Origin of the sequence: Jejuia spongiicola (assembly GCF_023502325.1) — a bacterium.
Lineage (GTDB): Bacteria > Bacteroidota > Bacteroidia > Flavobacteriales > Flavobacteriaceae > Wocania_A > Wocania_A spongiicola.
Window position 1 is genome coordinate 1 of sequence record NZ_JAMFLZ010000036.1, and the last position, 309, is coordinate 309.

Here is a 309-nt window from a genome sequence, read left to right on the forward strand (position 1 = left end):
TGTAGTACCAGGTAATACATTTATTTTTACGGTAGCAGTTGAACAATGATTAATAGGAGAATCATCATCACAAATAGTATATGTAAATGTATCTAAACCAATAAAGCTAGTTGGTGGTGTATAATCAAATGTCCCTAGTGTTGATCCTGCAACTATGATTCCACCATTAAAACTTATATCGTCAAAACTACTAATTGTTGCATCATCCACATAAGTATCATTTGATGTAACATTAACGGTTGTTAGCAAGGTGTTTTCTGTAGTAGTTCCCGTGTCATTTACGGCAAAGGGGTCTCCTTGATCAATTAT

General features: G+C 34.0%; 1 protein-coding gene. It reads right to left on the minus strand.

The window, feature by feature from the left end:
* Window positions 1-309: Ig-like domain-containing protein (locus tag M3P09_RS17245; protein WP_249974067.1), on the minus strand; the 309-nt coding region annotated here is incomplete at both ends.